This window comes from Duganella sp. GW822-FHT06D06, from assembly GCF_058799615.1.
This window is the reverse complement of sequence record NZ_JBXALQ010000018.1, coordinates 113415-138539: the sequence shown is the minus strand read 5'-3', so window position 1 is coordinate 138539 and position 25125 is coordinate 113415. Positions and strand designations below refer to the sequence as shown.

24 protein-coding genes are annotated in these 25125 nt (G+C 64.2%); 18 read left to right on the top strand and 6 right to left on the bottom strand.

What is annotated here, in order from left to right; genetic code table 11:
- Window positions 1–89 precede the first annotated feature (89 nt).
- Window positions 90–3236, bottom strand: a complete 3147-nt coding sequence (locus tag AC1RMD_RS25935; protein WP_492930816.1) for an efflux RND transporter permease subunit — start codon at window positions 3234–3236, stop codon at window positions 90–92.
- A 3-nt stretch (window positions 3237–3239) separates the two neighbouring features.
- Window positions 3240–4466 (bottom strand): efflux RND transporter periplasmic adaptor subunit, encoded by a 1227-nt coding sequence (locus AC1RMD_RS25930; protein ID WP_492930814.1) that lies wholly within the window; start codon window positions 4464–4466, stop codon window positions 3240–3242.
- 223 nt (window positions 4467–4689) lie between these two features.
- Between AC1RMD_RS25930 and AC1RMD_RS25925 the strand changes: the two genes are divergently transcribed.
- Entirely contained in the window at window positions 4690–6444 is a 1755-nt protein-coding gene (locus AC1RMD_RS25925) for a putative bifunctional diguanylate cyclase/phosphodiesterase (RefSeq protein ID WP_492930812.1), read from the top strand.
- Here AC1RMD_RS25925 and AC1RMD_RS25920 read toward each other — a convergent pair whose 3' ends face one another.
- Window positions 6445–7443 (bottom strand): endonuclease/exonuclease/phosphatase family protein, encoded by a 999-nt coding sequence (locus AC1RMD_RS25920; protein WP_492930810.1) that lies wholly within the window; start codon window positions 7441–7443, stop codon window positions 6445–6447. It lies immediately after the preceding gene.
- A gap of 47 nt (window positions 7444–7490) precedes the next feature.
- Between AC1RMD_RS25920 and ybaK the strand changes: the two genes are divergently transcribed.
- From ybaK to AC1RMD_RS25875, 9 genes are all read left to right on the top strand, one after another.
- The gene (gene ybaK / locus AC1RMD_RS25915) at window positions 7491–7982 is read left to right on the top strand and encodes a Cys-tRNA(Pro) deacylase (protein WP_492930808.1); all 492 of its coding nucleotides are present in this window, start codon (window positions 7491–7493) and stop codon (window positions 7980–7982) included.
- 71 nt (window positions 7983–8053) lie between these two features.
- A complete protein-coding gene (plsY, locus tag AC1RMD_RS25910) occupies window positions 8054–8683 on the top strand; it encodes a glycerol-3-phosphate 1-O-acyltransferase PlsY (protein WP_492930806.1) in 630 nt (209 codons plus the stop codon).
- A 77-nt stretch (window positions 8684–8760) separates the two neighbouring features.
- Entirely contained in the window at window positions 8761–9417 is a 657-nt protein-coding gene (locus tag AC1RMD_RS25905; protein WP_492930804.1) for a DsbA family oxidoreductase, read from the top strand.
- A 133-nt stretch (window positions 9418–9550) separates the two neighbouring features.
- Window positions 9551–10603, top strand: coding sequence for a GGDEF domain-containing protein (locus tag AC1RMD_RS25900; protein ID WP_492930802.1), 1053 nt, complete (start codon window positions 9551–9553; stop codon window positions 10601–10603).
- Between the two features lie 18 nt (window positions 10604–10621).
- Window positions 10622–10912 (top strand): DUF427 domain-containing protein, encoded by a 291-nt coding sequence (locus AC1RMD_RS25895; RefSeq protein WP_492930800.1) that lies wholly within the window; start codon window positions 10622–10624, stop codon window positions 10910–10912.
- A 3-nt stretch (window positions 10913–10915) separates the two neighbouring features.
- Window positions 10916–11650, top strand: coding sequence for an AAA family ATPase (locus AC1RMD_RS25890; protein ID WP_492930798.1), 735 nt, complete (start codon window positions 10916–10918; stop codon window positions 11648–11650).
- 34 nt (window positions 11651–11684) lie between these two features.
- The gene (locus AC1RMD_RS25885; RefSeq protein ID WP_492930796.1) at window positions 11685–12857 is read left to right on the top strand and encodes an AAA family ATPase; all 1173 of its coding nucleotides are present in this window, start codon (window positions 11685–11687) and stop codon (window positions 12855–12857) included.
- Window positions 12854–13606 carry a hypothetical protein gene (locus AC1RMD_RS25880; protein WP_492930794.1) on the top strand — a complete coding sequence of 251 codons (753 nt, stop codon included), beginning with the start codon at window positions 12854–12856 and terminating at the stop codon, window positions 13604–13606. The genes AC1RMD_RS25885 and AC1RMD_RS25880 overlap by 4 nt, the downstream gene beginning before the upstream one ends.
- 9 nt (window positions 13607–13615) lie before the next feature.
- Window positions 13616–14866 (top strand): metal-dependent hydrolase, encoded by a 1251-nt coding sequence (locus AC1RMD_RS25875; RefSeq protein WP_492930792.1) that lies wholly within the window; start codon window positions 13616–13618, stop codon window positions 14864–14866.
- Between the two features lie 4 nt (window positions 14867–14870).
- Here the strand turns inward: AC1RMD_RS25875 and AC1RMD_RS25870 are convergent, their stop codons facing one another.
- Window positions 14871–15731 carry an oxidoreductase gene (locus AC1RMD_RS25870; RefSeq protein ID WP_492930790.1) on the bottom strand — a complete coding sequence of 287 codons (861 nt, stop codon included), beginning with the start codon at window positions 15729–15731 and terminating at the stop codon, window positions 14871–14873.
- A gap of 108 nt (window positions 15732–15839) precedes the next feature.
- On the opposite strand from AC1RMD_RS25870, the gene AC1RMD_RS25865 reads away from it, so the two are divergent.
- Together AC1RMD_RS25865 and AC1RMD_RS25860 are read left to right on the top strand one after the other, a co-directional pair.
- Window positions 15840–16760, top strand: a complete 921-nt coding sequence (locus AC1RMD_RS25865) for a LysR family transcriptional regulator (RefSeq protein WP_492930788.1) — start codon at window positions 15840–15842, stop codon at window positions 16758–16760.
- A 133-nt stretch (window positions 16761–16893) separates the two neighbouring features.
- Entirely contained in the window at window positions 16894–17073 is a 180-nt protein-coding gene (locus tag AC1RMD_RS25860) for a hypothetical protein (RefSeq protein ID WP_492930786.1), read from the top strand.
- On the opposite strand, the gene tsaD is transcribed toward AC1RMD_RS25860, so the two are convergent.
- On the bottom strand, window positions 17070–18110 hold the full coding sequence (gene tsaD / locus AC1RMD_RS25855) for a tRNA (adenosine(37)-N6)-threonylcarbamoyltransferase complex transferase subunit TsaD (RefSeq protein WP_492930784.1): 1041 nt from the start codon (window positions 18108–18110) through the stop codon (window positions 17070–17072). The two genes, AC1RMD_RS25860 and tsaD, sit on opposite strands and share 4 nt — an antisense overlap.
- A 186-nt stretch (window positions 18111–18296) precedes the next feature.
- Between tsaD and AC1RMD_RS25850 the strand changes: the two genes are divergently transcribed.
- Window positions 18297–18611, top strand: coding sequence for a Rieske (2Fe-2S) protein (locus AC1RMD_RS25850; RefSeq protein ID WP_492930782.1), 315 nt, complete (start codon window positions 18297–18299; stop codon window positions 18609–18611).
- Between the two features lie 10 nt (window positions 18612–18621).
- On the opposite strand, the gene AC1RMD_RS25845 is transcribed toward AC1RMD_RS25850, so the two are convergent.
- Window positions 18622–19680 carry a 3-deoxy-7-phosphoheptulonate synthase gene (locus AC1RMD_RS25845; RefSeq protein WP_492930780.1) on the bottom strand — a complete coding sequence of 353 codons (1059 nt, stop codon included), beginning with the start codon at window positions 19678–19680 and terminating at the stop codon, window positions 18622–18624.
- A 74-nt stretch (window positions 19681–19754) separates the two neighbouring features.
- Here AC1RMD_RS25845 and ybiB point away from each other — a divergent pair, with 74 nt between their 5' ends.
- The 5 genes from ybiB to dnaG all read left to right on the top strand — a co-directional run bounded on the left by ybiB (window position 19755) and on the right by dnaG (window position 25003).
- A complete protein-coding gene (gene ybiB / locus AC1RMD_RS25840; RefSeq protein WP_492930778.1) occupies window positions 19755–20744 on the top strand; it encodes a DNA-binding protein YbiB in 990 nt (329 codons plus the stop codon).
- 49 nt (window positions 20745–20793) lie between these two features.
- Window positions 20794–22011 (top strand): BaiN/RdsA family NAD(P)/FAD-dependent oxidoreductase, encoded by a 1218-nt coding sequence (locus tag AC1RMD_RS25835; protein ID WP_492930776.1) that lies wholly within the window; start codon window positions 20794–20796, stop codon window positions 22009–22011.
- A 194-nt stretch (window positions 22012–22205) separates the two neighbouring features.
- A complete protein-coding gene (rpsU, locus tag AC1RMD_RS25830) occupies window positions 22206–22418 on the top strand; it encodes a 30S ribosomal protein S21 (RefSeq protein ID WP_008451879.1) in 213 nt (70 codons plus the stop codon).
- A 244-nt stretch (window positions 22419–22662) separates the two neighbouring features.
- Entirely contained in the window at window positions 22663–23112 is a 450-nt protein-coding gene (locus AC1RMD_RS25825) for a GatB/YqeY domain-containing protein (RefSeq protein ID WP_492930772.1), read from the top strand.
- A 94-nt stretch (window positions 23113–23206) separates the two neighbouring features.
- Window positions 23207–25003: a DNA primase gene (gene dnaG, locus AC1RMD_RS25820; protein ID WP_492930770.1), complete on the top strand. Its 1797-nt coding sequence runs from the start codon at window positions 23207–23209 to the stop codon at window positions 25001–25003.
- The last annotated feature ends 122 nt before the right edge of the window (window positions 25004–25125 follow it).

Here is a 25125-nt window from a genome sequence, read left to right as displayed (position 1 = left end):
TCAAGTCTGACATTCGGACACGGCCTCTGCCGTAACGGCCGTTACGGCAGAGGCCGTGTCCGAATGTCAGACTTGACCCCCGTGGTTTTTCAGGCGACTTCGTTGCGGCTCTTGACGTCGTGCAGCGGCTCGATGGCTTCCTGCAGCGCGGCTTCTTCGTCGTGGGCCTTGCCTTTGAAGAAGCGGACGCAGCGCTTGCCCAGGCTGTCGAGGTAGGTGTAGGCCACCGGCACCACCACCAGCGTCAGCAGGGTGGAGGTGATCACCCCGCCGATCACCGCGCGGCCCATCGGCGCCTGCGTTTCGCCGCCGTCGCCCATGCCGATCGCCATCGGCAACATGCCGAACACCATCGCCAGCGTGGTCATCACGATCGGCCGCAGCCGCACCTGGCCGGCCGACATGATGGCTTCGCGCTGGCCCATGCCGCCCCGCTGCGCATGGTTGGTGAAGTCCACCAGCAGGATCGCGTTCTTGGTCACCAGGCCCATCAGCATGATGAAGCCGATCACCGAGAAGATGTTCAGCGTGCTGCCGGTAATCAACAGCGCCACCAGCACGCCGATCAGCGACAGCGGCAAGGACATCATGATCGCCACCGGCTGCAGGAAGCTGCCGAACTGCGAGGCCAGCACCAGGTAGATGAAGATCACCGCGATGCCCAGCGCGATCATGGCCGACGTCATGCTCTCTTCCATTTCCTGCGCATTGCCGCCGATGTCGAAGCGCACCCCGGCCGGCAGCTCGATTTCCTTCATGGCCTTCTTGACGTCGCTGTCGACGTCGCCGCCCGGACGGCCTTCGACCGCGGCATACACCGCCACCCGGCGCTGCAGCGCCTGGCGCTTCAGCACTTGCGGGCTGAACGAGGGCACGAAGTCCACCACCTGGCGCAGCGGCACCATCAGCGGACGACCGTCCGGCCCCAGCTTGCTGGAGGCCAGCGACAGGTCGGCCAGGTCGGCGATCTTCTGGCGGCCGGATTTCGGCAGCTGCACGTTGACGTCGTAGTTCTGGCCATCGTCGGCCAGGAAGTGGCTGGTGGTGTCGCCCGCCACGAACGGCCGCAGCGCGCTGCCGATCTGCTGCACCGACAGCCCCAGGTCGCTGGCCAGCTCGTTGTTGATCTTGACCGTGGTCGACGGGTTGGCGCCTTCCTGGCTGTATTCCAGGTCGGCGATGCCCTTGATCTTGCGCATCTTGTCCATCAGGCGATGGGCCACCGCATCCAGCTTGCCTTCGTCGGTGCCGAGGATGGCGATGAAGATCGGCTTGAAGCCCACCGACATGGTGATGCCGGCGATCTTGCTCAGGCGCGCGCGCACCACGCCTTCCAGTTCCTTCTGCGAGCGCCGCTTATAGGTCTTGCGGTCCTGCAGCTTCATGTCGATCTGGGCGTTGTTGCGGCCTTCCTGGGTGCCGACCACCGAGGTCACGCTGGCGATTTCAGGGAAGGCCTTCAGCGCCTCTTCGACCTGGCGCACCTTGTTGTCGGTGTACTCCAGGCTGGAGCCGACCGGGGTCTTCAGGTGCAGGTTGATCCAGCCGTTGTCCTGGTCGGGGAACATCTCGCCGCCTATCATCGGCACCAGCATCAGGCTGGCGACGAACAGGGTCGCGGCGAAGCCCAAGGTCAGCTTGCGCCAGCGCAGCGCCACGCCCAGCACCTTGCCGTACACCACGTGCAGGCGCTCGATGCCGCCTTCCACCCAGTGCATGAAGCGGCCCAGCCACGGCAGGTATTTGAAGCGGTCCTTGACCGGATCCGGCCACACCGACGACAGCATCGGATCGAGCGTGAAGCTGACGAACAGCGACACCAGCACGGCCACCGCGACGGTGATGCCGAACTGCAGGAAGAAGCGGCCGATGATGCCCTGCATGAAGGCCACCGGGATGAACACGGCGACGATGGCGAAGGTGGTGGCCATCACCGCCAGGCCGATTTCATTGGTGCCGTCTTCGGCCGCGCGGCGGTGGTTCTTGCCCATGCCCAGGTGGCGCACGATGTTTTCGCGCACCACGATGGCGTCGTCGATCAGCAGGCCGATGCACAGGGACAGCGCCATCAGGGTCAGGAAGTTCAGCGTGAAGCCGAAGAATTTCATCGCGATGAAGCTGGCCATCACCGAGATCGGCAGGGTCAGGCCGGTGATGATGGTCGAGCGCCACGAGTGCAGGAAGAAGAACACGATGATCATCGTCAGCACCGCGCCTTCGATGATGGTCTCCTTCACGTTGTCGAGCTGGCTTTGCACCCGCAGCGATTCATCGTTCAGCACGGTCAGCGTGATGTCGGCCGGCAGCGTCTTCTGCAGATCGGCGGCGACCTTCTGGATGCGGCGGCCCACTTCGACCACGTTGGCGTCCTGCACCTTGGTGATGTCGATGGTGATGGCGCGACTGCCGTTCAAGCGCGACACCGACAGCTCTTCCTGCGCGCCGTCGATCACGGTGGCGACCTGCTCCAGGTAGACCGGGCCGTTGGCGCGGCGCGCCACGATGATCTTGTTGAAGTCGCGGGCGTCCTTCATCTTGCCCTCGATCCGCACCAGCTGCTCGTTGCCGGCAAAGCTGATCGAGCCGGCCGGCAGGTTGGCGTTGGTGGCCTGGATGGCGTTGATCACTTCATCGACGCCGATCGCCTGCGCGTTCAGGTCGTTGGGACGCAGGCTGACCAGGATCTGGCGCGAGGCGGTGCCGTTCAGGCGCACCTGGCCGACGCCGGCCACGCCCTGGAAGCGCTTGCCGATCAGCTGGTCGGCCATGGTCGACAGGTCGCGCAGCGAGTGGTCGGTGGCGGTCAGGCCGATCTGCGCGATCGGACGGCTGTTCTCGCCCTCGAAGCGGACGATGAACGGATCCTTGGCTTCCTTCGGGAAGCGCGGGCGCACCTGCGCCACCTTGTCGCGCAAGTCCTGCATCGCCTTGTCCATATTGGTGGACAGCTCGAAATCGATGTACAGGCCGGCGCGCCCTTCCCACGAGTTGGCGCGCAGCGTCTTGATGCCGCTGACGGTGTTGACCACGTCCTCCAGCGGACGGGTGATGTCGTTTTCCACCGCCTCCGGCGAGGCGCCCGGATAATTGACTTCGATCAGCGCGCCGGGGATGTCGACGTTGGGCATGGACTCCAGGCCCAGTTCCCGGTAGGAGAACAGGCCCAGCACGACCAGCGCCACCATCACCATGGTGGCGAAGACGGGGTTCTGGATACTGGTTTTAGTGATCCACATGATTTAGCCCTTCTGTGCCAGCATGGCCGATTTGGCCGGCTGGGCCGGCGTGGCGAGATTGGCCGGCAGCTTGACCTGGCTGCCCGGCTTGACGCTGTCGAGCTTGGAGACGATGACGTTGGCGCCCGGCGCCAGGCCGTCGACCACTTCGGCGTAGCCCTCGTCCTCGTTGCGCAGGCCCAGCTTGACCGGCTGCGCGACCACCTTGCCCTGTACGATCTGGTACACCACCTGCTGGCCCTGGTCGGTGCGCAGCGCCGTCATCGGCACGATCGGCATCACGGCGGAACGGTCGGTGACGATGCTGCCCTTGGCGAACATGCCGGCGCGCAGCGCGCTGTCGTCGTTCTTGACGGAGATATACACCAGCATCGAGCGCGAGCCGGTCTCGGTGGCCGGATTGATGCGCGCCACCTTGCCGGCGAAGTCGCGGCCCTGGAAGCCGTCGACCTTGAACTTGACGTCCTGGCCGACTTTGACGCGCGGGATTTCCGCCGCCGGCACCTGCGCTTCCAGGGTCAGCTCGGACAGGTTGACGATGCTGTAGACCGGCATGTCCGGCGCCAGCTTCTCGCCGGCCTGCACGTGGCGCTTGCTGACCACGCCGCTGATGGGCGCCTTGATGACGCCGTCGTTCAGCGCGATGCGCGCGATCTCCACCATCGCGGCCGCCGACTTGACGTTGGCGCGCGCCAGCTCGACGCTGTTCTGGGTCGAATCGTAGGCGTTCTGCGAAATGTATTTCTGCTTGAGCAGGGCGCCGCTATTGCTTTCGTTCTTGCTCGCCAGCGACAGCTTGGCCTGCGCCTCGTCCAGCATCGCCTGCTGTTGTTGCAGGCGCGCGCGCAGGTCGGCCTGGTCGATGCGGGCCAGCACCTGGCCGGCGGCCACCGCCATGCCTTCCTGCACCGTGGTGGCCTCCACCACGCCCGACACCTTGGACTTGATGGTGGCCGAACTCAGGGGCGCCAGCGAGCCGGATAAGGGCAAGCTGACCGCCAATGATCGCGCATCGATGGCCGCGATATCGCCGCTGGCCAACTCGAAGATTTCCTGTTTCTTTTTATCGTCCTTGGCCGCCTGCGCGCCGGGCGGCGGGGCGTCCTTCTTGTGCATGACGGTCCAGCCGCCGCCGGCCAGGCCGATGACGATCAGCACCGCCAGCGGCTTGCGCCAGCGTTTGCTGCGCAGCGTGGATGGTGGGGAGACGGGCAAGGTTTCTAGTTTCATATCGTTCTTCTTCTATCAAAAGGTCGCCACGGCGCATGTTGGCACTGTAGGAATTTTCAAGGCCGGCCGCCAGAGAAATGCGACAGGCCGTGAAAAAATACGGATGAACGGTAAAAACGCGGGATCGAGCGCGTTTGACGGAGGTCAATGGTCGATTCCTGGCAGCGGCAAGAATGAACAAGGCCTGAGAGGGCGCTATGGGCGCTATGCCGGAGAGGGCCAGGTGGCACCAGCACATAAACGAGATGACGGCGCGGGCGCGGATTTCCTCGCGCTGGTCGCGCGCACCAGCGACGCCTTGCTGCTGTTGCAGGATGGCCGCGTGGTCGCCTGCAATCCGGCCGCGCAGGCGCTGTTCGAATGCGAGCACGCGGACCGCTTGCTGGGCCTGGGGCTGGTCGACCTGTCGCCCTTGCAGCAGGCCGAGGGCGTGCTGTCGGCGCGCGCGCTGGCCGATCTGATGGCCGACGCCCAGCGCGACGGCAACCGCCAGTTCGAATGGTGTTGCGTCGGCTGCGGCGGGCGCCAGTTCTGGGGCGATGTGCTGCTGACCGCCATCGCGCCGCAGCGCATGGTCGCGGTGATCCGCGACATCTCGGCCCGCAAGCAGGACCAGCTGGTGATGTACCTGGCCCTGCTGGCCGACGTCGCCGACCGCCGCCGCTCCGAGGAGCAGACCCGCCACCTGGCCGAGCACGATTTCCTGACCGACCTGCCGAACCGGGTGCTGCTGCTCGACCGCCTGAGCCTGGCGATGGCGGCGGCACGGCGCAAGCGCAGCCGGCTGGCGATCCTGTTCCTCGATCTCGACCGTTTCAAGAACATCAACGATACCTTGGGCCACCACGTCGGCGACCAGCTGCTGCGGGAAGTGGCGGCGCGGCTGGTGCGCTGCGTGCGCAGCGTCGACACCGTCAGCCGCCAGGGCGGCGACGAGTTCGTCATCATGCTGTCCGAGATCGGCGGCATCGACCAGGTGGCGCACGTGGCGGACACGGTGCTGAACGCCATCAGCCAGGAGTTCGTGCTGGAGCCGCACCGGCTGCACGTGAGCACCTCGATCGGCGTCAGCATCTACCCGGACGACGGCGTCGACATCGACATCCTGGTCCGCAACGCCGACCTGGCGATGTACCACGCCAAGGAAAAAGGCCGCAACGGCTTCCAGTTCTTCAGTCCCGAAATGAACGCGCAGATCGTCGAGCGGGTGACGTTTGAAAACGACCTGCGGCGCGCGCTGCGCGAGCAGCAGTTCGTGCTGGAGTACGAGGCCCAGGTCGACATCGCCAGCGCCCGGCCGCTGGCGGCCGAAGCCCTGCTGCGCTGGCGCCATCCGGCGCTGGGCCTGCTGCGGCCGGAACGCTTCATCGGCATCGCCGAGGACAGCGGCCTGATGGTGGCTATCGGCCAGTGGGTGCTGGAGCAGGCCTGCCGCGCAGCCCGGCGCTGGCACGACGCCGGTCACCCGCTGGCGGTGTCGGTCAACCTGTCGCAGACGCAATTCCTGCAACGCAACCTGGCCGACAGCGTCGGCGCGGCGCTGGCGGCATCGGGCCTGGCGCCGGAATTGCTGGAGCTGGAGCTGACCGAGGCCATCATCATGAAACACGTGGCCACCGCGCCGGCCACGCTGCGCGCCTTGCGGGCGCTGGGCGTGCGGCTGGCGATCGACGATTTCGGCACCGGCTACACGCGGGTCAGCCACCTGCGCGAGTACCCGTTCGACAAGCTGAAGATAGACCGCACCTTCATCGGCGACATCGACGGCGCCGCCGACGGCGCGGCGACGCCGGTGGTGGTGATCGCCATCATCGCGATGGCGCGCAGCCTGGGGCTGACGGTGTTGGCGGAAGGGGTGGAGACCGAGGCGCAGCTGCGCTTCCTGGCGCAGCATGGTTGCCATCAGTACCAGGGCCACTACGTGCGCCAGAACGGCCTGCTCGACGGCCTGGGCGGCCTGCTCGATGGCGCCGCCTGACTACATGGCCGCGGCGCGGTCGCGCGCGCCATACAGGCGCAGCCGCACCAGCACCTGGCCGTGGTCGGACGCTTCCGGCTTGTGCTGCAGCAGATGGTCGTTCAGATAGGTCACGTCCAGCACCTCGCCGACCGCGTAGCGCGAGGCCGGGTTGAATTCCTCCGACACCAGCACGTGGTCGATGGTCATGTAGTGGCCCTCGTGGATGTTGGTGTAGCCGATCTGGCGCAGGGTGTCGCGGCCCAGCTGGATCTGGTTGCAATCGAACATGCGCCCGCTCAGCTCCTCGCCCGCCAGGCCGGCCGCGCCGGCGCCCATGACGATGGCGGTGGTGACGGCGTCGGCGGTGTCGTTGAAATCGCCCAGCACCACGCGCGGCCGGCGCGCGCTGCTTTCCAGCTGGCTGAGCAGGGCGCGCAGGGCCACCGCCTCGGTGCCGCGCCGTATCAGCGAGCGCAGGTTGGCTTGCGCATAGTGCATCGGATCGGCGTAGTCGTCGCCGCTGCTGTAGTCGGGCCGCTTGGATTTGAGGTGGATGACGACCACATCGACGATGCGGCGGTCCGGCAGCAGCACCTGCGCGTGCAGCGGCGCGCGGGCGAACTGGCCGGCGTCGCGGCTGCCGGCCGGCAGCGCCACGCCGTCGGGGAAGGCGCGGTACTCGGCGGCCGGCGCCGCCAGCGGCAGGCGCGAAATCAGCGCCACCTGCGGCACCAGGCGGGCGGCGCCGGTGGCGGGATCGGGGGCGGGATCGAAGCCGGCCAGCGTGGCTTCGCGGTAACGTTCGCTGTGGGCCAGCACGTCGCGCAGCGCCGCCAGCGAGAAAATCTCCTGCAAGCCGACCACGTCGGCGTCGAGCTGGTCCAGCTGCTGCGCGGTCCACAGGACTTTCGCTTGGTACTCGGCCGGCGTCAATGGCGGCAGATTGTCGTACAATTTCGCCCCAGGCTGGGAAAGATTGCAGACATTGAAAGTGGCAAAGCGAATTTCCTGCTGCATAATTAGAAACTCCCGATCGACATTACTTCACAAGCAGCGTACCACGCATGGCTAAAAAAGAGCACATCTCCGAGACCCCGGCAACGCAAATGCTGCGCAAACATAAGGTGGTCTTCAGCGAGCACCCCTACGACTACGAAGAACACGGCGGCACCACGGTGTCGGCGCGCGAACTGGGCGTGGACGAACACGCGGTGGTCAAGACCCTGGTCATGCAGGACGAGGCCGCTAAACCCTTGATTGTGCTGATGCACGGCGATTGCAAGGTCTCGACCAAGAACCTGGCGCGCGGCATCGGCTGCAAATCCGTCGAACCGTGCAAGCCGGAGGTGGCCACGCGCCACAGCGGCTACCAGATCGGCGGCACTTCGCCGTTCGGCACCCGCAAGCTGCTGCCGGTGTATGTCGAGCATAGCATTCTTGCGCTGGAAACGATTTATATCAATGGCGGCCGCAGGGGTTATCTGGTTGGCATCGCGCCGCGGGTGCTGGTCGAGCTGCTGCAGGCCAGGCCGGTGCACTGCGCGCTGGCCGATTAGTTGGCCGATTGGGCGCCGGCAGTGTATATTCAGCGGCCCCCAACGGGCGTATGACTACTTTTGAGGAAATAATGAATACAGTTTGGATGACCGTCGCCGCCTATCTGATCGGCTCGATCTCGTTTGCCGTCGTGATGAGCAAGTTGTTCGGCATCGCCGATCCCCGCACCTATGGCTCGAAAAATCCCGGCGCCACCAATGTGTTGCGAAGTGGCAATAAGGCGGCCGCCATCATGACCCTGGTCGGCGACGGCGCCAAGGGCTGGCTGGCGGTGTGGCTGGCGATCCACTACCAGTATCAGTTGCAGATCGGCGACGCCACCATCGCGCTGGTGGCGATCGCGGTGTTCCTGGGCCACCTGTGGCCGGTGTTCTTCCGCTTCGTCGGCGGCAAGGGCGTGGCGACCGCGCTGGGCGTGCTGCTGGGCCTGAACCCCTGGCTGGGCCTGGCCACCCTGGTGACCTGGCTGGCGGTGGCGTTCGCGTTCCGCTACTCGTCGCTGGCGGCGCTGGTGGCGGCGCTGTTCGCGCCGTTCTACTACGGCCTGCTGTTCGGCGTCGAGCCGCAGCTGTTCGCGGTGTTCGTCATGAGCGCACTGTTGGCTTTCCGTCACAGCAAAAATATTTCGAACTTGATCGCGGGTAAGGAAAGCCGCATCGGCAGCAAGAGCCAAGACGCGGCCAAAGGCAAGAAAAAGTAAGGCCATCCCCCTCCCGGCGCTTGATTTTGCGCCGGGTGTCGCCATATGCTGAAAATTCCGTTTAGCAAAGGCACATCATGAGCACACCCCTGAAGATCGATTTCGTCTCCGACGTTTCCTGCCCGTGGTGCGCCATCGGCCTCAAGTCGCTGGACCAGGCGCTGGCCAATCTCGGCGACGCGGCGGCAGTGAGCATGCACTTCCAGCCTTTCGAACTGAATCCCGACATGGGCCCCGAGGGCCAGGACATCGTCGAGCACCTGACCGAGAAATACGGTTCGACCCCGTCGCAGCAGGAACAGGCGCGCGCGATGATACGGGCGCGCGGCGCCGAGGTCGGCTTCGATTTCGCCTTGGGCAAGCGCAGCCGCATCTACAACACCTTCGACGCCCACCGCCTGCTGCATTGGGCCGAGACCGAGGGCGAGGGCAAGCAGAAGGCGCTGAAGCAAGCGCTGTTCGGCGCCTACTTCACCAAGGGCGACGATCCCAGCTCGCACGACGTGCTGCTGCGGGTGGCCGGCGAAGTGGGCCTGGACACCGCCATCGCCGCCGAGGTGCTGCAATCGCGGCAGTACGCCGACGAGGTGCGCGAGCGCGAGCAGTTCTTCCAGCGCCACGGCATCAACTCGGTGCCGGCCGTGATCATCAACGAACGCCACCTGATTTCCGGCGGCCAGCCGGCCGAGGTGTTTGAAAAGGCGCTGCGCGAGATCATGGCGCAGGCGGCTTAAAAAATGCGGGACGCGGCGGGGGCAAGTACGCCCGCCGCGCCTGTTTTGCGATAAACTGATCGGGTAGCACCATAGTTCGGCCCCGCTGCACGCCGGGAGCCCAAAAAAGATCGACGTCGCTACAGGGAGGCCCATGCTGGCCGCAGAAAAAGTACACACGCTGTCCATCGCCCGTCCGCAGGCCGACCAGTTCCGGCTGGCCGCACTGCACCGCTACCACATCCTCGATACCCCCGCCTGCGAAGACTTCGGCTTCCTCACCGAGCTGGCCGCCAAGGTGTGCGAGGTGCCGTACGCCTTCATCTCGCTGGTCGACGCCGAGCGTGTCTGGATCAAATCCTGCGCCGGCATGCAGCTGGGCGAGCTGCCGCGCGGCGAGAGCTATTGCTCGCTGGCGGTGCTGGGCCAGGCCGCCACCGAGATCGCCGACCTGACGCTGGACTTCCGCACCGCCCACATGGCGCTGACGGTCGATGCACCGCATATGCGCATGTACAGCAGCGTGGCGCTGACCTCGTCCGACGGTTTCGCCATCGGCACGCTGTGCGTGATGGACACCAAACCGGGCGGCCTCGGCGCCGAACAGCGCGCCACGCTGGTCAAGCTGGCGCGCCAGGTGATGGCGCTGATCGAACTGCGCGCCAACCAGAAGGCGCTGGAATCGACCGTGCGCGAGCTGGAGCAGCTGGCCACCACCGACGAGCTGACCGGCCTGCACAACCGCCGCTCGCTGCTGCACCGGCTGAAGTTCGAGACCGCGCGCGCCAAGCGTTTCCGCTCGCCGCTGTCGGCGGTGATGATAGACCTCGACCACTTCAAGCAGATCAACGACGAATACGGCCACGCGGTCGGCGACCAGGTGCTGGCCAGCGTCGGCCTGCTGCTGCGCGAGAGCGTGCGCGTGATCGACGTGCCGGGCCGCTACGGCGGCGAGGAGCTGTGCGTGATCCTGCCGAACACGCCGGTCGAAGGCGCCTGCAAGTTCGCCGAAACGCTGCGCGCCAAGATCGAGGCGCAGCTGCACTACGCCGGCCCGCGCCTGCTGCCGGTGACGGCCAGCCTGGGCGTCGGTTCGTTCGACCATATGGAAATCAGCGACGCCGAAAGCCTGCTGCGCCAGGCCGACGCCGCGCTGTACCGCGCCAAGCACGCCGGCCGCAACCGCGTGGAATGCGGCCCCGCCTGACACTGAAAGGAAGTCCCCATGCCCACCGCCAGCTGGAACGGCGTCGTCATCGCCGAGGCCAAGGACGACGAAGTTGAAATCGTCGAGAACAACGTCTACTTTCCGCCGTCCAGCGTCAACACGGCGTATCTGCAGGCCAGCGCGCACACCTCGCGCTGCCCGTGGAAGGGCCAGGCCAGCTACTACAGCCTGAACGTCGACGGCCAGCTCAACGAGAACGCCGCCTGGTACTACCCGGAGCCGTCCGAGAAGGCCGCGCAGATCAAGGACCATGTGGCGTTCTGGCGCGGCGTGGACGTGCAGCGCTAGACGATGGCATTACAGGCCAAGCCGTACCTGCAAAGGATCACGGCGCTGTTCGGCGACGGCATCGACTGGGAACAGCACCCCTACACCGTGCCGGCGGTGCGCAACCTGGAGTCGATCAGCTTTCACCCGGATGTGACATTTTTCATCGGCGAAAACGGTGCCGGTAAATCGACGCTGCTGGAATCGATCGCGCTGGCGCTGGGCTTCAGCATGGAGGGCGGCACCAAGGGCGTGCGCCTGAACACGGCGCGCGAAGATGCGCCGCTGTTTGAGTCGCTCAAGCTGTCCAAAAGTTTTCGCGCGCCGCGCGACGGCTATTTTTTCCGCGCCGAGAGTTTTCACAACGTCGCCACCTACATGGACGAAGTGGGCTACCTGGACGGCTACGGCGGCCGCTCGCTGCACGCGCGCTCGCATGGCGAGGCCTTCATGGCGGTGCTGCTGAACAAATTCAAAGGCAAGGGGCTGTACCTGCTGGATGAACCGGAAGCGGCGCTGTCGCCCAACCGCCAGCTGGCGGCGCTGACGGCGATACATCAGCTGGTGGAGGACGAGTCGCAATTCATCATCGCCACCCATTCGCCGATACTGCTGGCCTACCCGAACGCAAAGATACTGCTGTTCGACGGCGCCGGCATCACCGAAGTCGCCTACGAAGACACCGAGCATTACACCGTCACGCGCGACTTCCTCAACCACTATCCGCGGCGGCTGGAACAGCTGCTCAAACCAGAATAGTGTGCGATGATGGTATTTGTACAAGCGACCAGGGATGTATTCGATGATCCGCTCAGTTCAATTTTCTAACTTCAAATCTTTGGTGGACCTGTGTTTCAGGTTGCCGAAGTTTGCTGTGCTGGTCGGTATGAATGGGGCTGGCAAGACGACGATACTCCAGGCGCTGGACTTCCTGTCGCAGACGATGAAGGGCGATATTGATGACTGGCTGGATGCCCGCAATTGGACTGCGGCCGACCTCGGATCCAAGCTCACCAGCTCCAGCAATATTTCGATAGCTGCCGAAGTCGGCGGCGCAAGTTCTCTGGCGCCGACGTTGGCCTGGTCAGCGACATTCAATCGCAAAGAACTGGCCTGCCTCTCCGAATCGGGATTTGTACCCGGCGGAGGAAATCATTTTTATAACGTCAAAGGACGGCGCTATAAGATTGAGGGCCAAGATAGCCAGCCAGTGGCATTTTCTTATCAAGGATCGTTGTTGTCTCAGTTGCGCGAGAATGAGTTGACGCCAATGACCAAGCAGTTGCGCGACGCGTTGAGATCGATCCGCTCATTGGAGTTGTTGTCGCCGCATCTGATGCGGCAGCGTAGTCGCGGCAGCGCTGGCGATGTCGGTGCGGGAGGAGAGCAACTGTCGGCTTTCTTATATTCGATCAAGGGTGAGGAGAAATCCGCCTTGATTGATTTGCTGAAGACTTTTTATCCCCATGTTATCGACTTCAAGTCCACGCCGACCAAGGGCGGCTGGAAACGTCTTTCTATTGTGGAGAACTATAATGGGAAAAATATCGAATCCGAAGTACGCCATATTAACGATGGCTTGCTGCGTATTTTGGCGATGCTGGCGCAGACCATGGCAGATCAATCGACTCTGCTCTTTGATGAAGTGGAGAACGGTGTCAATCCCGAGATCGTAGGTAAGTTGGTGAGTTTGCTCGCCAATGCGGATCAGCAAATCGTGGTGACCACCCACAGCCCGATGATACTCAATTATCTCAACGATGAAGTGGCGCGACAGTCGGTGTTGTTCGTTTACAAAACACCGGATGGCTACACACGAGTCAAACCATTCTTCGAGATTCCCGGTATGGCTGAAAAGCTCGCAGTTATGGGGGCCGGCGAAGCATTCGTCGACACCGATCTCGCCTTGCTGACGGCGAAGTGCGTGGCATCGGATAACACGCCAAGTGCGATGGCCGTTGCATGATCGTGGTCCTCAGCGGGGAGGGACCGACGGATCTCGGTAGTTGCTCGAATGCGCGAGGTATTTGCCGTGGTGAGGACTTTACACCTGGACCGATGTGCGTTCTGCTGGACCAACTGCTTCGGGAACCGTTGGGCTATCCACTCCTGGAGGCGACTCCGTATGCCGTTCATTTTATTAGCGAGACGGCGCTGGTCGAGCGCGCGGAACTGCGGAAGGCGAATCCTCGAAACTTTCTTGCTCCGGGTGCGAAGCGCGGGCGTGAGCTTGGCTATTTTTTGGCGAATGCATGGGATTTGGGAGCTGCCGCGAAAGAATTGGAAATGCATGGTGACGTGGCGATCGCCGTGCTATTTCGGGACAATGATACGACCCGAAATAGCGCACCTACGCTTTGGCGTACTAAATGGGACTCCATGCTGAGCGGATTTCAACGAGCCGCCTTTGACCGTGGCGTGCCGATGCTGCCTAATCCGAAGTCGGAGGCCTGGCTGTTGTGCGCCGCGAAGCCGCAGCCTTTTCAGCATTGCGCTGCGCTGGAGGACCTTCCTGGAAATGACGATGCGCCAAACCCCATAAAGGATCGGTTGGCGGCAGTATTGGGCGGGCGCAGGTCTGCCCAGGAACTCTGCGACTGGTTGGCGGAACATCCCTTTGACATCACTGGCTCGTGCGAGATGCCTAGTTTTGCCGCGTTTTATCAACAATTGATGGAAGCCGCGCGCAGCGCAATTCACCGCCGGCCTGCATAAGAAAGCACAATGGACAATATCTCCCACAGCATTATCGGTTTCGGCGTTGGAGAACTGGTGCACCGCAGCCTGCCCGACGAGGCGGATGCGCCGTCGCAGCGGGTGCGGCACCGGCTGCTGCTGGTGGCCTGCGCGCTGGCCAGTAATTTCCCCGATCTCGACCTGGTCCTGAACAAGCTGCTGCCCGATCCGCTGGGCTATCTGCTGCATCATCGCGGCCATACGCATACGGCCTTGCTGGCATTGCCGCAGGCCTTGCTGCTGGCGGCGCTGCTGTGGTTCTGCTGGCCGTCGGCGCGCGCGCTGCTGCAGGCCAGCCGGACGGCGCGGCTCGGCCTGGCCCTGAGCGTCGGGCTGGGCTTCGCGCTGCACCTGCTGATGGACTTCACCAATTCCTACGGCATCCATCCGTGGTATCCGTTCACCGGACGCTGGTTCTATGGCGACATGGTGTTCATCGTCGAGCCGCTGTTCTGGGTGGCGCTCGGCGTGCCGATGGCGCTCGTCATGCGCTGGCGGTCGTTGCGCATGCTCGGCTTGGCTTGCCTGTTCGCCGCGCTGGTGGTGTTCGCGGCCAAGGGTTATCTGGCGTGGACGTCGTTTGCGGCGCTGCTGTTGATCGCTGCGGCATGTGGCGCGGCGCAGTGGCGTGCCGGCGCGCGCGGCCGCGCGGGCCTGTTGCTGGCGCTGGTGGTCAGCGCCGGCTTCATCGCGGTGCAGGGCGTGGCCTCGCATTATGGGCGTGAGCAGATCACGGCGGCATTGCTGAAGGCCGATCCCGGCGTGCGGGTGATGGATGTGGCGATGACGGCGTTCCCGTCGCAGCCGCTGTGCTGGTCGTACGCCAGCGTGGAGGCCAACGAGAAACAGGGCTACTACCGCCTGCGGCGCGGCGTGGCCAGCCTGGCGCCGGACTGGCTGGCGCCGCTGGCCTGTCCGGCCGGCCTGGTCGGATCGCCGGAGCAGGTGTTGGCCTTGACGCCGGGCGTGCAGCAGTTCGGCGCGGTGCTGGCCAGCCTGACGGCGCTGCGCATGCTCAAGGACGAGAACTGCCAGGTGGACGCCTGGCTGCGCTTCGCCCGCCTGCCGGCGCTGATGCTGGCGACCGGCGAGCTGGCCGACTATCGCTTCGCGACCACGCCGCGCGGCAACTTCACGACGCTGCATGCGGCCCAGGCCGGGCAATGTCCGGCGGGCGTGCCGGGCTGGGGCTACCCGCGCGAGGATCTGCTGTCGCTGCAGCCGCCGGGCAAGCTCTAGTGAACTAGGCCGCTTTTTGCGGCGCGTTGAAATCGGTCGATACCGCCAGATCCAGCCACTGCGCCAGCTCGGTTTCGACGAACTGGTTCTTGGCGCGCACGCGTTCCACCGTGTCCGAGCCCAGTTGCAGCCGCACCGGCGGCTTGGCGCTGTCGGCCAGTTGCAGCAGGGCGCCGGCCAGCTTGGCCGGATCGCCCGGCTGCTGGTGATTGACGCCGGCGGCGAACTCGCGCATCGCGCCCACGGTGGCGGCGTAAGCGTCGATGCGGTGGTGGGTGGACACCAGCGACGAGGCATCGAGGAAGTCGGTGCGGAAGAAACCCGGCTCCACCACCGTCACATGGATGCCCAGCGGCGCCGTCTCCATCGCCAGCGCCTCGCTCAAGCCTTCGACCGCGAACTTGGTCGAGCTGTACAGGCCCCAGCCGGAAAACGCCGAATAACCACCCACCGACGAGATGTTGATGACATGGCCGCTGCCTTGCTTGCGCATCGCCGGCAGCACGGCGCGGGTGACGTTGAGCAGGCCGAAGACGTTGGTGTCGTACAGCGCCCGTACTTCCTCTGCGCTGGCTTCCTCCACCGCGCCCAGCAGGCCGTAGCCGGCGTTGTTGACCAGCACGTCGATGCGGCCGAAGCGTGCTATCGCCTGCTGGGCGGCGGTGATGGCTTGCGCTTCCAGTTTGACGTCGAGGCGCAAGGCCAGTAGATTCGGATGGTCGCCCAGGACGGCGGCGACGGATTGCGGATCGCGGGCGGTGGCGACCACGAAGTCGCCGCGCTCCAGCGCTTGTTGCGCCGTCAGCATGCCGAAGCCACGGGATGCGCCGGTGATGAACCATACTTTTTGTGCAGTGCCAGTCATGATCGTTTCCTTGCTGTGAGGTGGGTTGGTGGAGGCCAGTGTAGGCATGACCGACCTGCTACACTAGCCATAGTAAAGCTGTTTGATTATCACTTTTTGGTTGTAAATATGGATAAAGCCAGGGTTGTCAGTCTGTTCATCGGCGTGGTGCGCGCCAAGAGCTTCAGCCAGGCGGCGGTGGACGCCGGCCTGACGCCGCAGGCCGTCAGCAAGGCGGTGCGGCAGCTGGAGGATCATCTGGGCGTGCGCCTGTTCCACCGCACCACACGCAGCCTGAGCCTGACGGAGGAGGGCGCGCGCCTGTTCGAGCTGGCCAACCCCGGCCTGCGCCTGCTGGACGAGGCGCTCGACCATATCCAGAACAGCCGCCTCGAAGTGGACGGCCTGATCCGCGTGGTCGCGCCCATGTCGATCGGCAACGCGGTCATCGTGCCGCTGCTGCCGGAGTTCCAGCGGCGCTATCCGGGCGCGCATTTCGATCTGCAGCTGGACGACCACTTCACCGACCTGGTGGAGAGCAAGATCGATGTCGGCTTCCGCGCCGGCAACCCGCCCGAGCGCAACCTGATTTCCCGCAAGCTGGGCGAGATCCTGCTGGTGCCGTGCGCCACGCCCGGCTACCTGGCCTTGCACGGCACGCCGCAGACGGTGTTGGATTTGCAGCGGCACCGCTGCACCGGCTTCCGCCGTCCCAGCACCGGCCGCTTGATGCCGTGGGAGTTGCAGGTGGACGGCGCCACGGTCTACCAGGAGATGCCGGCGGTGGCCAGCTTCAATACGGTGGAGGGGGAGTTGACGGCGGTGCGCAGCGGCCTGGGCATCGGCCAGCTGCCGGTCTTCATGATCGAGGCCGAGCTGGCCAGCGGCGCGCTGGTGCCGCTGCTGCAGCATACGGCCACCGCCAACAGCGGCGTGTTCATGTACTACCAGCAGCGCACCCTGATGCCGCTGCGGGTGCGGCACTTCATCGATTTCGTGGCGGAGCGGGCGCCGCTGCGGCTGGCGGGGCAGCACGCCGCGCTTGCCTAGCGGAATCGTGTCGCGTGTTTGCCACAAAAAGGCCTAAAATCAAATGGTATAGGCCACTTTTGGACAAGATGGTTGGCATGACAATTGCATTGCCCTCCAGAAAGGAAGAAGATCGTCAAACATGGAGGCTGTTATGAATACCGCAACTGAACAAAAAACAACGCACAATGTGGTCCACGAATCGGCGTCGGACGATCACCGTCTGCGCAGCGAGCGCATCGCCGCGCGCGGCGTACGCCTGGGCAAGGGCAAGATCAAATACCTGCTGGCGCTGGCCGGCTTGGCCGTGCTGGCCTCGGTCGCCTTTGCTTAAACTACTTTGATGTCATCCAGCGGCCAGCGCGGCCGCACGTTGAACGAGTAGTCTTTCTTTGCCGCGTCCGGGTTGATCATCAAGCGCATGGCCCCGGCGAAGGCGATCATCGCGCCGTTGTCCGTGCAGAATTCCAGTTCAGGGTAGTAGACCTTGAACTTCTTCTTGGCCGCCGCCTCGTTCAGCGACGCGCGCAGCTGTGAATTGGCGCCCACGCCGCCCGCGATCACCAGCCGCTTCAGGCCGGTGTGCTTGAGCGCGGAAATGCACTTCGCCGTCAGCACGTCGACTATCGCGTCGACGAAGCCGCGCGCGATGTTGGCCTTGTCCTGCTCGCAGATATTGGCGATGATTTTTTCCTCGTGGTTCTTCACCACCGTCAGCACCGCCGTCTTCAGGCCGGAGAAGCTGAAATTGAAATCCTTGGTATGCAGCATGGGGCGCGGCAGCTTGTAGGCCGTCGGATCGCCGAACTCGGCCAGGCGCGAAATCGCCGGGCCGCCGGGGTAGCCCAGGCCCAGCAGCTTGGCCGATTTGTCGAAGGCTTCGCCGGCCGCGTCGTCCAGGGTTTCGCCCAGCAGCGTGTACTGGCCGACGCCGTCCACCCGCATCAGCTGCGTGTGGCCGCCCGACACCAGCAGCGCGATGAAGGGGAATTCCGGCGGCTGCGACGCCAGCAGCGGCGACAGCAAATGGCCTTCCAGGTGGTGCACGCCCAGCACCGGCTTGTCCAGCGCCAGGCCCAGGCTGCAGGCGACCGAGGAGCCGACCAGCAGCGCGCCGGCCAGGCCGGGGCCTTGCGTGTAGGCGATGGCGTCGATGTCGGCCAGCGTCTTGCCGGCGCCTTCCAAGGTCTGCGTCAGCAGCGGAATGGCGCGGCGGATGTGGTCGCGCGAGGCCAGTTCCGGCACCACGCCGCCGTACTCTTCATGCATCGCCACTTGCGAATACAGGGCGTGGGACAGCAGGCCGTGTTGCGTGTCGTACAGCGCAAGGCCGGTTTCGTCACAGGAGGATTCGACGCCGAGAACGATCATGAAGGGTGCGCAAATGAAAAGGGGAATCCGCCATTGTAATGGAAAGTGCGTGCAAGCATGCACCACGGCGGGACTGCAGCGCACTGGCGAAGTGCGATATTTTGCCGTTCGGTCAGGATTCCGGGCGTTTTTCGTGGCACCGGTTTTGCTTAGACAACCAGGGGAAGTTGACTAGGGAGGTGGGCGATGTCCGGACAATGGAAGCTGATTTGCAAACTCAAGGATGTGCCCATGAGCGGCGCGCGCCTGGTGCCGCGCGGCCTGGCCTGGCAGGAATTGCCGGGCGTGGCGCTGTTCCGCACCGGCGAGGAGCAGGTGCATGCGGTGCTGGAATGCGGCGACGTCGAGCCGCGCGACAGCGGCGCGCGCCGTTACTCGGTCAAGGTGGAGGATTGCAGGGTCTATCTGGATCTCGATGAGCTGAGCGCCCCGGCCAGCCAGGCCGAAGCGGCGCTGGCGGGGTCTTTCGGCGTGGCCACCAGGGTGATGGCCTTCGGCTGACTTAGTTGACTTAAGGCCGCTGCTTCAGCTGCTTGTGCGCGTCCAGCAGCATCTTCTCGGTGGTGTCCCAGTCGATGCAGCCGTCGGTGACGGAGCAGCCGTACTTCAGCTCGCTCAAGTCCGCCGGGATCTTCTGGTTGCCGCCGACGATGTTGGACTCGATCATCACGCCCACCAGCGACTGGTTGCCCTGCGCGATCTGGTGGATGACGTCGGCCATCACCAGCGGTTGCAGTTCCGGCTTCTTGTAGCTGTTGGCGTGCGAGCAGTCGACCACCAGATTGGCCGGCAGCTTGGCCTTGGCCAGCGCCTGCTCGGCGATCGCGATCGACACCGAATCGTAGTTCGGACGGCCGTCGCCGCCGCGCAGCACCACGTGGCCGTAGGCGTTGCCGCGCGTGCGCACGATCGCCACATTGCCCTGGGCGTTGATGCCCAGGAAGGAGTGCGGATGGGCCGACGACAGGATGGCGTTGATGGCGATGCTGATGTCGCCGTCGGTGCCGTTCTTGAAGCCCACCGGGGTCGACAGGCCGGACGACATTTCGCGGTGGGTTTGCGATTCGGTGGTGCGGGCGCCGATGGCGGTCCAGGCGATCAGGTCGCCCAGGTATTGCGGCGAGATCGGATCGAGCGCCTCGGTGGCGGTCGGCAGGCCCAGCTCGCACACGTCCAGCAGGAACTGGCGCGCCTTCTCCATGCCGACGTCGACGCGGAAGGAATCGTCCATGTCCGGATCGTTGATATAGCCCTTCCAGCCGGTGGTGGTGCGCGGCTTCTCGAAATACACGCGCATCACCAGCAGCATGGTGTCGGCCACTTCAGCTTGCAGGGCTTTCAGGCGGCGGGCGTAATCCAGGCCGGCCACCGGATCGTGGATCGAGCATGGACCGACGACCACGAACAGGCGCTTGTCCTGGCGGTCGATGATGTTGCGCAGGGCTTCGCGGCCCTTCATCACGGTGTCCGAGGCGCTGTCGGTCAGCGGCAGCTTGCTGTGCAAGGCTTCCGGCGACGGCATCGGCGCGAACGAGGTGACGTTGATGTTTTCGATATCTGGGGAGATCATGATTCTCTACGTATATTTATTGCGGGGGAGGGATAGTGTAGCCGAAATGCGGCCGTCTGGTTTAAGCTGACGTCATGACGACACACACCACCGAACCATTCCTGGCCGCACGTTTCATCAAAGAAATAGGCCGCGGCAAAAACGGCGCCCGCAGCATGACCCGCGACGACGCCCACGATCTGTATCAAGCCATGCTGGACGGCCGCGTTTCCGAGCTGGAGCTGGGCGGCATTTTGCTGGCCATGCGCATCAAGGGCGAATCGGTGGAAGAGATCGCCGGCTTCCTCGATGCGGCCGAGGCCGCTTTTGAGCCGCTCAGCGCGCCGCCGGGCCAGTTCGCCCCGGTCTGCATCCCGACCTACAACGGCGCCCGCAAGATGGCCAACCTGACGCCGCTGCTGGCGTTGCTGCTGGCGCGCGAAGGCGTGCCGGTGCTGGTGCACGGCGTGGCGCACGACGCCGGCCGCGTCGCCACGGCCGAGGTGTTCGAGGCGCTCGGCCTGCCCGCCGCGCGGCACCGCTCGGAGGCGGAGGAGGCCATGTCGCAGGGGCATCCGGCCTTCATCACCATCGACGTGCTGGCGCCCAAGCTGGCCTACCTGCTGTCGCTGCGGCGCCGGCTGGGCGTGCGCAATTCGACCCACACGCTGGTCAAGATCATGCAGCCGTTCGCCGGACCGGCGCTGCGGCTGGTGTCGTACACGCATCCCGAGTATCTGGAGATGCTGGGCGAATACTTCACCACGGCGGCGCTGCCGGAGCGCGGCGACGCCTTCCTGATGCGCGGCACCGAGGGCGAGACGGTGGCCAACGCCAACAAGGCGCAGCAGATCGACTGGTTCCACGGCGGCCTGCGCACCACGCTGGTGCCCAAGCAGACTCTGGTGGGCGAGCTGCCGTTGCTGCCGGAAGACAAGGACGCGGCCACCACGGCGGCCTGGATCCAGTCGGTGCTGGACGGCGAGGTGCCGGTGCCGCCGTCGATCGCCGAGCAGGTGGCGCAGTGCATGCTGGTGTCGCGCACCCTGCAGTCGCGCCAGCGGGTGAGCGAGCCGATCGAGTAAGCCGCCAAGCCCTTCAAGTACAATACGCCTTTGGACGATTGGATTTGATATGGCAAAGTTTGATGTAGCGGTAATCGGCGCGGGCGCGGCCGGCATGATGTGTGCAGCCACGGCGGCCCAGCGCGGCAAGCGCGTGGTGCTGATCGATCACGCCACCAAGCTGGCGGAAAAAATCCGCATCTCCGGCGGCGGCCGCTGCAACTTCACCAATATCAACGCTGGTCCGGCCAACTTCCTGTCCGAGAATCCACACTTCTGCAAGAGCGCCCTGTCGCGCTACACCCCGGCCGACTTCGTCGCGCTGGTGAAGAAGCACCGCATCGGCTACCACGAGAAACATCGCGGCCAGCTGTTCTGCGACGACTCCGCCGAACAGATCATCGACATGCTGAAGGACGAATGCTCGGGCGGCGACGTGCACTGGCGCATGCCGTGCAAGGTCACCAGCCTGGCGCAGGCGGACCAGGGCGCGGATAGTGTATTTGTGCTGCAAACCGACACCGGCGAAATTGAAGCCGACAGCGTGGTCATCGCCACCGGCGGCCTGTCGATCGCCAAGATCGGCGCGACCGACTTCGGCTACCGCATCGCCGAGCAGTTCGCGCTGCGCATGGTCGAGCCGCGCCCGGCGCTGGTGCCGCTGACCTTCGACCCGCAGCAATGGGCGCCGTTCGTGGAGATGGCCGGCATCGCGCTGGAAGTGGACGTGGAAACCGGTTCCTTCAAGGGCCGCAACCCGACCGGCGGCCGCTTCCGCGAAGACCTGCTGTTCACCCACCGCGGCCTGTCCGGCCCGGCGATCCTGCAGATTTCCTCGTACTGGACGCCGGGCACGCCCATCGTCGTCAACCTGATACCCGAGCTGGACCTGGCCGCCACGCTGATCGAAGGCAAGGGCACGATCAAGAAGCAGCTGGGCAATGTGCTGTCGCAGTGGCTGCCGGCGCGCCTGGCGGAAGGCTTGCTGCTGGCGCACGGCTTCGAGCTCGACGCGCGCCTGGCCGATTTGCCCGACGCCCAGCTGCGCAAGCTGGGCGCGGCCGTCAACCAGTGGACCATCACGCCGAACGGTTCGGAAGGCTACAAAAAGGCCGAAGTCACGCGCGGCGGCGTCGACACCCGCGAGCTGTCGCAGCAGAGCATGATGGCCAACAAAGTGCCGGGTTTGTACTTCATCGGCGAGGCGGTGGATGTCACCGGTTGGCTGGGCGGCTACAATTTCCAGTGGGCGTGGGCGTCCGGTGTGGCGGCCGGGCAAGCAGTCTGATATACTGACTGTCTCTGGAAGTTAGTGGCGTCACGCAATCGTTGAAGTTCCTGAAAGATTGCACCATACGCCGCGTTGTTTTTGCAGTCAAAGCCTTACGGCTGGCCGTTCAGATGGCCAGGCGTCTTCCATTTTCCTGCAAAAGCTGCTATAGTCTCTTTCTCCCTATAACCTCAAACGGTTTGAATTTTTACATGACCACTATTCGCCTTAAAGAAAACGAGCCGTTCGAAGTCGCAATGCGTCGCTTCAAACGCACCATCGAAAAAACCGGTCTGCTGACCGAACTGCGCGCACGCGAGTTCTACGAAAAGCCAACGGCTGAGCGTAAGCGCAAGCTGGCAGCTGCAGTAAAGCGTCATTACAAGCGCATCCGCAGCCAGCAACTGCCGAAAAAACTCTTCTAAGACTGCGCTTGCAGATTCAACCCGGCAGTATGGCGCTCACGCCTCGGGTTGCTTCTTGCTGCATCTAAGAGATACCCGCCCCGGTTCGCCGCGGCGGGTTTTCGCATTTTGAAGTCGTTATAAAATGACCGCTGCTTCGTTGCAGCGCCTCGCCGTACTAACGTACTGCCTTCGTCGCTGCGCCTCGCCGCGATCACTTTCTAACGACTTCCTTATTAATCATTTTTTTGAGAGAAACTACGTCATGGGCTTGAAAGAACAAATCACCGAAGACATGAAAAACGCCATGCGCGCCAAGGAAGCCGGCCGCCTGTCGACCATCCGCCTGATCCTGGCGGAAATCAAGCGCAAGGAAGTGGACGAGCGCATCGAAGTCACCGACGACCAGACCGTGGCCATCGTGGAAAAGATGATCAAGCAGCGCAAGGATTCGATCACCCAGTTCGAAGCCGGCGGCCGCGCCGACCTGGCCGACATCGAAAAAGCCGAACTGGTGGTGCTGGCCGCCTACATGCCTGCCGGCCTGTCCGACGAGGAAATCGCCGCCGAAGTGGCCGCCGCCGTGGCCGCCTCGGGCGCCGCCGGTCCGCAGGACATGGGCAAGGTCATGGCCATCGTCAAGCCCAAGCTGGCTGGCCGCGCCGACATGACGATCGTCTCCGCGCTGGTCAAGAAAGCGCTGACCCCGGCATAACGCCGCGCCAGTTCCCTCCGCCGCAGCTTGATTCGCGTCAAAACCGGATCGGCGCGGCGGTATAGTCTGATCCACAACAAGACCGCATAGCCCCGTGATCCCACAATCCTTTATTTCTGATTTGCTGAACCGGGTCGACATCGTCGACGTGGTCGGACGTTACGTGCAGCTGAAAAAAGGCGGCGCGAATTTCATGGGCCTGTGCCCGTTCCACAACGAAAAATCGCCCAGTTTCACGGTCAGCCCGACCAAGCAGTTCTACCATTGCTTCGGCTGCGGCGCCCACGGCACCTCGATCGGCTTCCTGATCGAATATTCCGGCATGGGCTTTGTCGACGCCGTCAAAGACCTGGCGCAAAACGTCGGCATGGTGGTGCCCGAGCAGGACGACAAAATTCCGCCGGCGCAGCGCGCGCAGATGGCCGCGCAAAGCCTGGCATTGACCGAGGCGATGACGCGCGCCAGCGACTTTTACCGCGCCCAGCTGCGCGGCGCCACCGACGCCATCGCCTACCTGAAGAACCGCGGCCTGACCGGCGAGATCGCCGCCCGCTTCGGCCTCGGCTACGCGCCGGCCGGCTGGGACAATCTGCGCTCGATCTTCCCCGACTACGACGTGGTGGCGCTGGCCGAGGCCGGCCTGGTGATCGACAAGGTGGACGAGGACGGCGGCAACCGCAAACGCTACGACCGCTTCCGCGAGCGCGTGATGTTTCCGATTAAAAACACCAAAGGCCAGGTCATCGCCTTTGGCGGCCGGGTCCTGGACCACGGTGAGCCGAAGTACTTGAATTCTCCCGAAACGCCTTTATTTTCAAAGGGATTCGAGTTGTATGGCTTGTTCGAAGCGCGCCAGGCGATCCGCGACGCGGGCTATGTGCTGGTGACGGAAGGCTATATGGATGTGGTGGCGCTGGCGCAGATGGGCTTCCCGCAAGCCGTGGCGACCCTGGGCACCGCCTGCACCACCAACCACGTACAGAAATTGTTGCGTCAAACCGACACGGTGATTTTCAGTTTCGACGGCGACAAGGCCGGCCGCCGCGCCGCGCGGCGCGCGCTGGAAGCCTGTCTGCCGCACGTGACGGACAACAAGACCGTCAAATTCCTGTTCCTGCCGACCGAGCACGACCCGGACAGCTACGTCCGCGCCTACGGCAAGGAAGCGTTCGAGCAGGAGATCCACGAGGCGATGCCGCTGTCGCAGTTCCTGGTCAAGGAAGCGGTCGGCGAGCATGATTTGCAGAGTCCGGAAGGCCGGGCGCGCGCGCAGTTCGACGCCAAGCCGATGTTGCAATCGATGACGCCGACCGCGTTGCGCCTGCAAATCGTGCGCGGCCTGGCGCAGTTGACGCAGACTACGCCGTCCGAGATCGAGGCGCTGTTCGAGCTGGCCAAGCCGGTCGCCGTCGCCCGCCAGGCGCCGCCGCGCACCGGGCGTCCGGTGCCGGTCGGGCTGGAATTGCAGATCGTGCGGCTGCTGGTGGCAAATCCGCCGCTGGCGCTCGATATCGACGAGTCGGCCCTGACGGCGTTCCAGTACTTCGGCGCCGATCCGGCCGAGCGGCTGGCGCAGCTGGTGGCGGCGGCCCAGTCGCTGGGGCCGAACGGCAGTTTCGCCGCCTTCGCCCAGCACCTGAAGTCGCAGGGCGACGAGTACGACGGCATCATCGGCGAGATCGTCAAGGAGCCGGAGGCGGACTACGACGCGGTGCGGCTGTTCCTGCGCGGCGCGATCCGCCAGGTGAAGAACGACGCGTTGAAGCAGGAGCTGAGCCAGTTGTTCGCGGCCGGCCTGTCGTCCGACGAGATCGGCGTGCGCTACCGGGAGTTGACGGCGCAGCAAGATCAACTGTTGCGCGAGGCGCAGGCGGAGTTGGCTAACCGATAATGTTGCAGGTCGTTTTGTAAAGTAATGTTTCTGTCATGGTTGTGGTGCCGGGAAGTGGCTTCTGCCCTCTGGAAATTGAAAAGTGACGTGCTATAATAAAACGCTAAGTGTTGTATGTTTTG

Excerpts from the sequence above, each read along its gene's own strand:
- AC1RMD_RS25845 (WP_492930780.1), bottom strand. The coding sequence starts at position 19,680 with ATGATCTCCCCAGATATCGAAAACATCAACGTCACCTCGTTCGCGCCG.
- AC1RMD_RS25850 (WP_492930782.1), top strand. The coding sequence starts at position 18,297 with ATGTCCGGACAATGGAAGCTGATTTGCAAACTCAAGGATGTGCCCATG.
- AC1RMD_RS25905 (WP_492930804.1), top strand. The coding sequence starts at position 8,761 with ATGAGCACACCCCTGAAGATCGATTTCGTCTCCGACGTTTCCTGCCCG.
- plsY (WP_492930806.1), top strand. The coding sequence starts at position 8,054 with ATGAATACAGTTTGGATGACCGTCGCCGCCTATCTGATCGGCTCGATC.
- AC1RMD_RS25930 (WP_492930814.1), bottom strand. The coding sequence starts at position 4,466 with ATGAAACTAGAAACCTTGCCCGTCTCCCCACCATCCACGCTGCGCAGC.
- AC1RMD_RS25860 (WP_492930786.1), top strand. The coding sequence starts at position 16,894 with ATGAATACCGCAACTGAACAAAAAACAACGCACAATGTGGTCCACGAA.
- ybiB (WP_492930778.1), top strand. The coding sequence starts at position 19,755 with ATGACGACACACACCACCGAACCATTCCTGGCCGCACGTTTCATCAAA.
- AC1RMD_RS25870 (WP_492930790.1), bottom strand. The coding sequence starts at position 15,731 with ATGACTGGCACTGCACAAAAAGTATGGTTCATCACCGGCGCATCCCGT.
- AC1RMD_RS25885 (WP_492930796.1), top strand. The coding sequence starts at position 11,685 with ATGTATTCGATGATCCGCTCAGTTCAATTTTCTAACTTCAAATCTTTG.
- ybaK (WP_492930808.1), top strand. The coding sequence starts at position 7,491 with ATGGCTAAAAAAGAGCACATCTCCGAGACCCCGGCAACGCAAATGCTG.
- AC1RMD_RS25880 (WP_492930794.1), top strand. The coding sequence starts at position 12,854 with ATGATCGTGGTCCTCAGCGGGGAGGGACCGACGGATCTCGGTAGTTGC.
- AC1RMD_RS25935 (WP_492930816.1), bottom strand. The coding sequence starts at position 3,236 with ATGTGGATCACTAAAACCAGTATCCAGAACCCCGTCTTCGCCACCATG.
- AC1RMD_RS25900 (WP_492930802.1), top strand. The coding sequence starts at position 9,551 with ATGCTGGCCGCAGAAAAAGTACACACGCTGTCCATCGCCCGTCCGCAG.
- rpsU (WP_008451879.1), top strand. The coding sequence starts at position 22,206 with ATGACCACTATTCGCCTTAAAGAAAACGAGCCGTTCGAAGTCGCAATG.
- AC1RMD_RS25895 (WP_492930800.1), top strand. The coding sequence starts at position 10,622 with ATGCCCACCGCCAGCTGGAACGGCGTCGTCATCGCCGAGGCCAAGGAC.
- AC1RMD_RS25825 (WP_492930772.1), top strand. The coding sequence starts at position 22,663 with ATGGGCTTGAAAGAACAAATCACCGAAGACATGAAAAACGCCATGCGC.
- AC1RMD_RS25920 (WP_492930810.1), bottom strand. The coding sequence starts at position 7,443 with ATGCAGCAGGAAATTCGCTTTGCCACTTTCAATGTCTGCAATCTTTCC.
- AC1RMD_RS25865 (WP_492930788.1), top strand. The coding sequence starts at position 15,840 with ATGGATAAAGCCAGGGTTGTCAGTCTGTTCATCGGCGTGGTGCGCGCC.
- AC1RMD_RS25835 (WP_492930776.1), top strand. The coding sequence starts at position 20,794 with ATGGCAAAGTTTGATGTAGCGGTAATCGGCGCGGGCGCGGCCGGCATG.
- AC1RMD_RS25890 (WP_492930798.1), top strand. The coding sequence starts at position 10,916 with ATGGCATTACAGGCCAAGCCGTACCTGCAAAGGATCACGGCGCTGTTC.
- AC1RMD_RS25875 (WP_492930792.1), top strand. The coding sequence starts at position 13,616 with ATGGACAATATCTCCCACAGCATTATCGGTTTCGGCGTTGGAGAACTG.
- tsaD (WP_492930784.1), bottom strand. The coding sequence starts at position 18,110 with ATGATCGTTCTCGGCGTCGAATCCTCCTGTGACGAAACCGGCCTTGCG.